This window comes from Ensifer sp. 1H6, assembly GCF_001976035.1.
In the GTDB taxonomy this organism is placed as follows: domain Bacteria; phylum Pseudomonadota; class Alphaproteobacteria; order Rhizobiales; family Rhizobiaceae; genus Ensifer; species Ensifer canadensis.
On record NZ_MOAI01000001.1, the window covers coordinates 401,208 to 410,913 of the forward strand.

General features: G+C 59.4%; 5 protein-coding genes. 1 reads left to right on the top strand and 4 read right to left on the bottom strand.

Annotated features, from left to right (window positions below; translation table 11 throughout):
- The first annotated feature begins 1 nt into the window (after position 1).
- Entirely contained in the window at positions 2-808 is an 807-nt protein-coding gene (locus tag BKP54_RS01775; RefSeq protein WP_084814091.1) for a Ku protein, read from the top strand.
- A gap of 91 nt (positions 809-899) precedes the next feature.
- Here BKP54_RS01775 and ligD read toward each other — a convergent pair whose 3' ends face one another.
- The 4 genes from ligD to BKP54_RS01795 all read right to left on the bottom strand — a co-directional run bounded on the left by ligD (position 900) and on the right by BKP54_RS01795 (position 9,661).
- Complete coding sequence (ligD, locus tag BKP54_RS01780) at positions 900-3,554, bottom strand: DNA ligase D (protein WP_084814092.1); 2,655 nt, start codon at positions 3,552-3,554, stop codon at positions 900-902.
- Positions 3,555-4,061: 507 nt separating this feature from the next.
- A complete protein-coding gene (locus BKP54_RS01785) occupies positions 4,062-5,393 on the bottom strand; it encodes an HlyD family type I secretion periplasmic adaptor subunit (protein WP_084814093.1) in 1,332 nt (443 codons plus the stop codon).
- 18 nt (positions 5,394-5,411) lie between these two features.
- Positions 5,412-7,589, bottom strand: coding sequence for a cadherin-like domain-containing protein (locus BKP54_RS01790; RefSeq protein ID WP_158071665.1), 2,178 nt, complete (start codon positions 7,587-7,589; stop codon positions 5,412-5,414).
- Positions 7,590-7,906: 317 nt separating this feature from the next.
- Complete coding sequence (locus BKP54_RS01795) at positions 7,907-9,661, bottom strand: type I secretion system permease/ATPase (RefSeq protein ID WP_084814095.1); 1,755 nt, start codon at positions 9,659-9,661, stop codon at positions 7,907-7,909.
- Positions 9,662-9,706: the final 45 nt, after the last annotated feature.

The window sequence follows — 9,706 nt, forward strand, 5'->3', positions numbered from 1 at the left end:
CATGGCCGTTCGACCCTACTGGAAAGGTTATCTCAAGCTGTCGCTGGTGACCTGCCCGGTGCAAATGATGCCGGCAACGTCCGACGAAGAAAAGGTCCGTTTTCATACGCTCAACCGCGCGACACAGAACCGCGTTATCAGCCACTACGTGGATGCGGTCACCCGGCACGAAGTCAAGGAGGACGACCAGGTCAAGGGCTATCAACGCGCCGAAGACGAGTACGTCATGCTCGAGGACGACGAGCTCGAAAATGTCGCGCTGGACAGCACCAAAACCATCGACATATCCACCTTCGCACCCCGCGACAGCGTCGAATGGATCTGGTTCGATACCCCGTACTATCTCTCCCCGAACGACCCTGTCGGTCAGGAAGCCTTTTCCGTCATTCGTGAAGCGATGGAGGCCAAGCGGGTGGTTGGCATTTCGCGACTGGTCATCTCGCGTCGCGAACGCGCCGTCTTACTGGAGCCGCGTGGTAAAGGCATCATCCTGTGGACTTTGCGCTACGGGGACGAGGTCAGGGACGAGAAAGCCTATTTTGAGGATATCGGCAACGAGAAAGCGGATTCCGACATGATGCCGCTCGTCCAGCAATTGATCGAAAAGAAGACCCAGGACTGGAACCCGAAGATGGTCGTCGACCCGGTCCAGGATCGGCTGCTCGACATCATCAACACGAGGAAGAAACAGTCGAAAAAACCCCAGAAGGGCAAAGCGAAATCGCCAGCGTCGGAACCGAGCAATGTCATCAACATCATGGATGCGCTGCGCAAATCTGTGGCCGCCGAAACCCGACCCCGCAAATGAGCCGCGCACCATTGCCGAGGCGTCCGGTCCGCTACAGCCATCGCCCACGATCCATGTCGAGGTGAAAAGCATCCGCATTTTCGGCGGATGACTACGCCGCAGCCCTGTTCGTTTTGCTCAGGCGCTTGATTGCCTGCTCCAGCGAGCGCTGGCTTTCACAATAATCCTGCCAAGCGGTCCCCGCTCTCAGAAGCTGCGGCACGGTCCGGATGGTGAAGCGTGTGGGATCGAGACCCTTTTTGACCTGCGTCCAGTTGAGCGGCATCGACACCGTGGCCCCAGGGCGCGCCCGCGGCGACAGAGGAGCAACGGCGGTCGACATCCTGTCGTTGCGCAAGTAGTCGAGGAAGATGCGGCCCTCGCGCTGGTTCTTCGCCATCCTGATCAGGTAAAGATCCGGATTGTCACGGGCCATCCGCTGACAGACATCATGGGCAAAACCCTTCGCCTCTTCCCAACTCAATTTCTTCCGTCGCGACACGGCAAGCGGCGTTACGACGTGCAGTCCCTTGCCACCCGTCGTCTTGCAGAAGCTTACCAGCCCGAGTTCTGCCAACCGGTCCCGAATTTCCCGAGCCGCGTCAATGACGGTGGAAAACTCGACTTCGGGGCCCGGGTCCAGATCGAACACCAGGCGGCCGGGCACCTCCGGTTTCCCGGGCTCGCAATTCCAGGGATGCAGTTCGACACCACCGATCTGGGCGATCGCCGCAAGCCCCTCGACGCGGTCGATCTGCAGGTAAGGCTTCTTGTCCCCGAATACGGTGACCAGCTCGAGCAGGTTCGATGTTCCGGGCATGGCATGTCGCTGGAAGAATTGCTCGCCGCCAATGCCGTCGGGAGTGCGAATGATCGAACAGGGCCGACCTTTGATATGATCGATCAGCCAGGACCCGACCGCCTCATAATATTGGGCAAGCTCAACCTTGGTCACCGGCTTCCCATCGCCACCATCCGGCCATAGAGGTTTTTCCGGGCTGGAAATCAGCACGCCCATGACCTCGGCCTTCCCGCCCTTGCGGATACGATTTGGTACTGGCTTTACTGTCGATGGATCGGACACGGCAGCCTTTGAAGGTGACGCCGGTTTTTCCGCTTTCACCTCGCCCGCCGGTTTGTCTTCCCTCAAGCCCTTGAATGCCGCCTGCCGCACCTGGCCATCAGTCGTCCAGCCGGCGAACTCGATCTCGGCAACGAGATCCGGCTTGAGCCAAACGATATTCCGATCCTTCTTTGGCGCCCCGATCCCCGTAAAGGGTGACCGGGAGGCCTCGAGCTTTTGCAGCTTCGGCAACAGCATTTCGACGGTCTTTGCGCCATAGCCTGTCCCTACCCGGCCGACATAGACGAAATGCTCGCCACGATTGACGCCAACAAGGAGAGATCGGAATTTGCCGTTGGTCGTTGCATAGGCGCCGATGACGACTTCATGACCTGCGCGGCATTTGGATTTCGCCCACGTGTCGGAGCGGCCGGACTGGTACGGTGCATCCGCTTTCTTGGAAACGATGCCCTCAAGCGAAAGACGGCGGGCCGATCGCAGCACGGCGTCACCGTCGGTTTCAAAATGCTCGGCGAAGCGCAGATGCGGATCGTCGCCCGCATCCTCCAGCATCGCTGCGAGCCGTTCTTTCCGCTCTGTCAGCGCAAGCTCTCGCAGGTCCTCATCGCCGGTAAACAGGAGATCGAATGCAAAGTAGACCAAGGCATCAGTCTCGCCTTCGGAAAGTGCTGCCTGAAGGGCGGCAAAATCAGGTGCTCCTTTTTCGTCAAGAGCACAGATCTCACCATCGATGATGGCATCAGGCAGAGCTGCTGCCGACTTGGCGATGGCGGCAAATTTCGCTGCCCAGTCGAGACCTTTGCGGGTTTTCAAAGTCACCTTGCCATTCTCGACCCGCATCTGAATGCGGTAGCCATCAAATTTGATCTCATGGATCCAGCCACCGCCGTTCGGAGGGCGGTCCAGTGTTTCGCATAACTGCGGTGGGATGAAATCAGGCATTCTGGATTTCGGGCGTCTGGCGGACACAGACTTTTTTCGGCTCCCCGCTCCCGCCTGGCGTTCCTCGGCGGCAAGACCGTGGTTGCTGTCCCACACCGCGTCGGCCCCAATAGCGCCGCCCTCCACCATGAAGGGCTTTGGCTTTCTGCCTTTGCCCGACGCGATCGCGTCCATCGAGCGTCCGGAGGCGACTGAGGTGTCGTTTTCCTCAAGGACAGCCGCTCCGTTCTCATCGATCGAAAAATCGTCACGATGTTTGATCAGGAGCCAATTCGTTCGTTTTCCACCATCGCGATCATGACGCATACGCACGAGCACGAAGCTGCCGTGGAGCCGTTTGCCCTCAAGTGTGAACTTGAAATCACCTTTGGCCAGCGCCTCTTCCGGCGTCCGATTTCCTTCCGGCTCCCAATAACCGCGATCCCACAGCATGACAGTGCCCCCGCCATACTGGCCTTTCGGAATGGTGCCTTCGAAATCGCCATAGTCGAGCGGGTGATCCTCGACCTCCACCGCAAGGCGCTTGTCTTGGGGATCGAGCGATGGCCCCTTGGTCACGGCCCAGGATTTGAAGACACCGTCGAGCTCCAAACGAAGATCGTAGTGCAGCTGGGTGGCGTCATGTTTCTGAATGACGAAGCGACGTCGATTGGAAGGGCTGAGCTTGCCCGCTCCGCTTGGTTCCTTGGTGACCTTGAAATCGCGCTTCTGTTTGTAGGTCGAAAGCTTGTCGCTGGCCATCGCTGTCCCCGGTACTCGTCCGCCATCCGCACCGACTTCCTTGAGTGTAGATCAGGTGCGTGCAGGCTCGCCTGCCAATTCGTTGCTCATGGCAACACAAGGATAACGCGCCCGTGTTCACCGTGCTGTCACGTGCTGGAACGGCTCGCATCCTCGCGAGACAAAACCATTTTCGGGCGCGTTTGGTTCCTCTCGCGGTTGACCGATGTCGGCGGGTGGGGGGAAGCTGCGGAGTTTCGATCTTCAGCAAGCCGCTACCCTGTCAGCCGGACTTTGCACACTGCCCGAACGTCAGACAGCAGGTCTGGATGACGATCAAGATGCAGAGCAGCTTTACCAGTGGCACTGACGGCTTCGCCCTGCCTGCTTGTGGTGGCCACTTTGGAGTTTCTTAAGCGTCCCGTCCGGCGACAGACGGTCATCCCAAGGATGTCGCGGAAACAGCCCTGGGATGACCCGTTCGCGCACGAGGCACGTCACGCCTCGGTACGAAAGATCGGAAATTGTTCACTGTTCTCGAAAGGCCCGGCTGAATTGGTCGGTAAGCGGCTTCGATAGGAACGACAGTGCTGTTCTTTGCTCCGTTGAAACGAAGACCTCCACCGGCATGCCGGGCAAGAGTTTATTGTCACCGAGCTTGGCCAACTCCACTTGGGCAACCCCGATATCCGCCAAGTAGTATGTCTCGCCCGAACTTGGGTCGTTGCTCGTTGCGGCCGACACATAGGTGACGTGTCCGGAGAGTTCGGGAGTAGTGCGCTGATTGAAAGCCGAAAAGCGAAGCTTGGCCACCTGACCGGAAAACACCTGATCGATATCGGTGGGAGAAAGCCGGGCCTGTATCTTAAGTGCAGCGTCGGTCGGGACAAGCGTGACCAGCTTTTCCGCCGGCGTGATCACCCCACCAATCGTGTGGACGAAAAGCTCGTTCACGGTTCCCGACAAAGGGGCGCGTATATCAGTGCGTTGCAACCGATCTTCGACAGCCACCTTTCGTTCACTCAACTCCGAGATCTTCTGTTCGACGGTCGTTAGATCACGCTGTGCTTCGGTTCGAGCCGCCTCGTCGATGGCAATGATCTGAAGCTCGATTTCGCTGGTTCTGGCCTTGGACCGCGCGATGTTGGCTTGTATCTCGCCGTACTCGCCGGTGATCTTCGCCATTTCGCGATCGATGATGTACTTGCGGGAGGTCTCGAGCAGGTTCTTGTCGGTGAGGCGCTTGATCTTCTTGTGCTCGGTTTTGATCAGCGCCAGTTCGTCCTGCTTTGCCGAGAGCTGAACCTTCAAGCCATTGACCTCCTCTTCCAGTTGGGAAATTCCCAATTGGAGCTGTTGCTTCTGGCTTTCCCGGTTCTGGCGGTTCCCGTAGAAAAGCCGCGCCTCGCCCATGAAGACCGTCGGAACCACACTCATTGCCTCACTGAGTTCTGCTCCAAACTGCAATTCCGCCGCGTTGTCCCGTTCGGCGACAAGCCTCGTTTTTCGCGCCGCCAGTTCGACGAGCTGGTTCTTGACGATGGACAGTTCCGCTCGGGTTTGCACGTCGTCAAGCCGCAGCATGATGTCGCCTTTTCTGACGGCGTCGCCTTCCTTGACCAGGATCTCGCTGACGATGCCGCCGTCACGATGCTGGATTGCCTTCAGGTTCTGATCGACCTTGACCATTCCCGCCGCAACGATCGCGCCCGTAAGCTGGGCCGTGGCAGCCCATCCGCCGGCGCCGGCAAAAAGCAGAACGCCAAGCAAGGCGCCGACGATAACCCGGAAGGTTACCGGGAACGCGGCGTCTGCCTCATCGTCGCCGATGGCTGGAGGATTTCGTTGTGATTTGAGCATTTTGTTTCCCTCCCCAGATTATATTTGAGCGGTCTCGACGACCACCAACATGTGATGACCGCTCAAAGTGACAGCCACCTCATATTCCTGGTCATTGTCGGTATCGAATTCGATCCGCGTAATGCCGTGTTCCTCTGTCCCCTCATGCCGCATCCTGATCGGGAGAGCATCTTCATCTACATCCTCCCCATAGATGGCCTCGAAATGATCCTCGAGATTATCGACGATCTCCTCGAAGATCTGATACCTCGACATCTCGATGCGGTCCCCCACCATGAAATCGAGGATGTGATGGATGGCATCGCTGGTCGATGAGCCGGCCGGCATATTGAAACGGAAGACGTCATCGCCGCTGCCTCCCTCAAGGGTTAGGGCCGTTTGACCGACGTGGAAGACATCCGCCTGGGCGCTGCCCACGATCTGTTCAAAGCTTGTGACAATGTCGGTGCCGATATCGACACCGGTCGCAACGCCGGTCGCAAGGTCGATGACAACCCCATGCGCTGCTGCAGAATAATCGAGAGTGTCCAGACCCGATTGGCCGTTATAATTGTCGTCGGCATTGTCGGCCGCAGCCACGACGGTATCGTTGCCCGCCCCAGCCGAAACGATATCTGCACCAGCCCCATCCTCAATCGTGTCGTCGCCGGCTCCGGTGACGATCGTCTCGGCGTGATCGCTGCCGATGACGCTGTCATCGCCTTGACCGGTCAGGACCACCTCGAAATTCGCGACGGTGTCCTCGCCGACGTCTGCGCCCGAGGCTTGGCCTTCGCTGAGGTCGATCTCGATCGACCGTGACAAGCTGGAATAATCGAGCGTGTCGGTGCCATCTCCGCCATCGTAAAGATCGGGGAGAAGATCCCCTCCTGCATCTTTAACCGTATCGTCGCCGGCTCCGGTGGCGATTGTCTCGGCCTCAAGGCTGGGGGTCACGCTGTCATCCCCCTGACCGGTCATGACCACCTCAAAATTCGAGATGGTATCGTCTCCAATCTCTTCACCTGAGGCTTTGCCTTCGCTGAGGTCGATGGTGATCGATTGTGACACGCTGGAATAGTCGAGTGTGTCGGAGCCGTCGCCGCCGTCATATTGGTCCGATACGAGATCCCCCTCGCCCGCAATCGTGTCGTTACCAGCACCTCCCATGACGATATCCTCGTCGCCGCCCCCGACCAGAACGTCCGCGCCTTCGTCCCCGAAGAGATGGTCCTTGCCCGCTTGCCCGAGCAGGGTATCGTTTCCGCTACCGCCGGACAGGCGATCGTCACCGCTGCCGCCGTCGATGGCGTCGTTGCCTTCATCACCGGCAACCAAATCGTTTCCGTCGCCGCCGAAGGCCAGGTCGTCGTCAGCGCCTCCATGCAGGGCGTCGTCTCCCTCATCCCCAGACAGAATATCGCGCCCCTCCTCGCCAAACAGACGGTCGTTGCCGCTGCCGCCGTGGATCTGATCGTCGCCGGTGCCGCCGAAGACGACATCGTTTCCGATCCCTGCGAAAATGATGTCGTTGCCCCCGCCCGCGACGATGTTGTCGTTGCCTTCGCCACCATTCACCGTGTCGGCACCACCTCGGGCATCAATGCTGTCATCACCCGCCCTGCCGTCGATGGCATCGCCGCAATTGGTGCCGAGCAACAGATCGTCACCCACAGTCCCGACGATCGGCGGGGCGTTGACCACGGAAAAAGACGCAGTCTGGGTAATCGAAAGCTGGCCATCTGTGATCTGGTAGGTAATCGTTACCGGACCAAGCTCTGTCCAATCGTAAAGCCAACCTTCTGCGGTCCTCGTAATGGTGCCGGATGTCACCGTGATATCCCTGACGGAAAGCACATTGCCGTCCGGATCGGATGCACCGCGCAATAGATCCGAAAGGCCGATGACGACCGCAGCACAACCGGAAACATCTTTCAGTGTGACTGAGCCGTTCACGCGTGGTGCGCGGTTAACGGGGTCATTATCTTCGTTGTCGTCATCATCGTCATCGTCATCACCACCACCCGACTTGTCGTCTTCCTCGTCCTTCGTCGGGAAAGTTTTGACGGGAGGGCCGGCAGTAGAGGGGCCTGGCGCGACATTGTCGTTCGACGCCCTCAAGACAGGCGACGGGCTTTCCAGCTCCCACCGTTCAGACATCGAGGTCGAGAAATCATCCGGCCGGAATGAGGGCGAACGAATGTCGACGGCATCCATTTCTTCGTTCTGGCTATTGTAGTTTCGCATGGCGCCGCCAGCCTTCTTTTTGGCCGGCGCTTCCTCTTCCTTGACTTCTTCCGGCTTGTTCTCCGCCACCAACTGCAAGGGCGCGATATCCTCCTGCGGCTCCCTGGCTTGCGGAGGCTCCTCCGCCGGCTCCGACGCCGTGCTGAAGGCGCTCTTCAGATAAAGCGCAAAGCCCGTCAACAACATCGCGATAACAGCCGGCGCTCTTGACGGCGCTTCCTCGTTCTTCAGGCTGTAGCGCTGGTGCGGGTCTTCCTCTTTGACCGTTTTTGTTCCCTTCGCCTCGATCATTCCGACACCTTTGACGTCATGCGCGCGGGCAGTGCGGGTCGGCCAACGGCGTCCCCGATCGCGGCTGGTTTCAGGATTTCGTTCTTGGGCCCAAACGCGACCAGCTTGCCGCCTTGAACCACGGCGATCAGGTCGCAGGCGGTAAGCGCGCTCGGACGATGGGCAATGACAATGGCAATGCCATTGCGGGCGCGAACGGCTTGTATGGCCTGCGTCAGTGCGGACTCGCCCTCTCCGTCGAGATTGGAGTTGGGCTCGTCCATGACGACGATGAACGGATTGCGGTACAACGCCCGTGCAAGCGCGATCCGCTGCCTCTGACCCGCGGACAGGGATGCGCCCTGGGGCCCGAGTGCCGTGCGATAACCATCCGGCAACCGCACGATCATCTCGTGAATACCCGTGGTTTGTGCCGCGTCCACGATTGCCCTTGGGTCGACGTCAGGGTCAAGCCGGGAAATGTTCTCCTCAACCGTGGCGTCCAGGAGCGCCACGTCCTGCGGGAGATAACCGATGTGCTGCCCGAGACAGCTGTCTGACCATTGCGTCAGTTCCGCATCATCCAACCGAACGCCACCGCGAAGGGGCGGCCAGATCCCGGTCAGCGCGCGCGCCAGCGTTGTCTTGCCGCCGCCGCTTGGACCGATAATGCCCAACACCTGGCCGGCTTCGATGTCGAAACTGACGTCGCTCAGAAGAACACGGCCGGAACCGGGCGCTGCGACCGTGAGCTTTTCGACCTTCAAGGTCTTGGCGGGCGCAGGAAGGTCCATCGGTGCAACGGTACTCGTCAATGCGACCACCGTTTCCTTGAGGCGACCGAAGGCGGTTCGTGCCGTGACGAAACTCTTCCAGTTGCCGACGGCAAGATCGACCGGGGCAAGGGCGCGCGCCGAGGCAACGGATGCAGCGATGATGGCGCCGGCAGACATTTCCCCCTGGATCGTCAGCCACGCCCCCAGGCCCAGAACCGCAGACTGCAACACCATCCGAAGCACCCGGGAGATCGCCCCAAAGGTGCCGCTGATGTCGTTTGTCCGGGTTTGAAGCGCCAGATGCTCCTTGTTGGCAACATTGAACCGGCTGACCGCACGCGGCGCAAAGCCCATGGCCTTCAACACCTCGGCATTGCGGGTGTTTGAATCGGCAATGGCATTTCGCTCAATACCGGCCTTGTGGGTGGCGGCGGCCCATCTGCGCGTCATCACCTCGGTCAGGATCGCGAGAATCGTGAGGACAAAAGCGCCGCCAAATGTCAGGGCGCCGAGATAGGGATGCAGCATGTAGACGAAGATCAGGTAGAGCGGCATCCAGGGAAGGTCGAAAAAGGCGATCGGCCCCTGGCTGCCGAGAAATCCCCTGACCGTATCGACGTCGCGGCCGCGCTCGAGGGCCTCTGCCGTGGAGAAGCCGAAACGGGGCATGTCGATCGCAACTTCATGCGCCAGCGGGGCGATCTTTGCATCCAGCCTTGCGCCGACGCGCACCAGTATCTGTGAGCGGATGATGTCGAAGAGCCCCTGGAACAAATAGAGCCCGATCGCCAGGATCGAGAGCCCGAGCAGGGTCGGGATGCTGCCGCTGGTCAAAGCCCGGTCGTAGATCTGCAGCATGTAGAAGGAGCCGGTCAGCGCCAGAATGTTGATTATTCCGGAGGTGATGAAAAGGAAGAGGAATATTCCTTTAAATCTCTGCGTAAGCTTCTCAGCGTTCTTACGTTTCGTGCCAGTCAGTGGGGTCTTCGTGCGCATGATACTCACCAATCCGCGTTTGATGGAGTAAGCCGGCGCGCCCTT

What these genes read in the sequence shown, in the direction of transcription:
- ligD (WP_084814092.1), bottom strand. Translation starts at nt 3,554, where the DNA reads ATGGCCAGCGACAAGCTTTCGACCTACAAACAGAAGCGCGATTTCAAG.
- BKP54_RS01785 (WP_084814093.1), bottom strand. Translation starts at nt 5,393, where the DNA reads ATGCTCAAATCACAACGAAATCCTCCAGCCATCGGCGACGATGAGGCA.
- BKP54_RS01790 (WP_158071665.1), bottom strand. Translation starts at nt 7,589, where the DNA reads ATGGATGCCGTCGACATTCGTTCGCCCTCATTCCGGCCGGATGATTTC.
- BKP54_RS01775 (WP_084814091.1), top strand. Translation starts at nt 2, where the DNA reads ATGGCCGTTCGACCCTACTGGAAAGGTTATCTCAAGCTGTCGCTGGTG.
- BKP54_RS01795 (WP_084814095.1), bottom strand. Translation starts at nt 9,661, where the DNA reads ATGCGCACGAAGACCCCACTGACTGGCACGAAACGTAAGAACGCTGAG.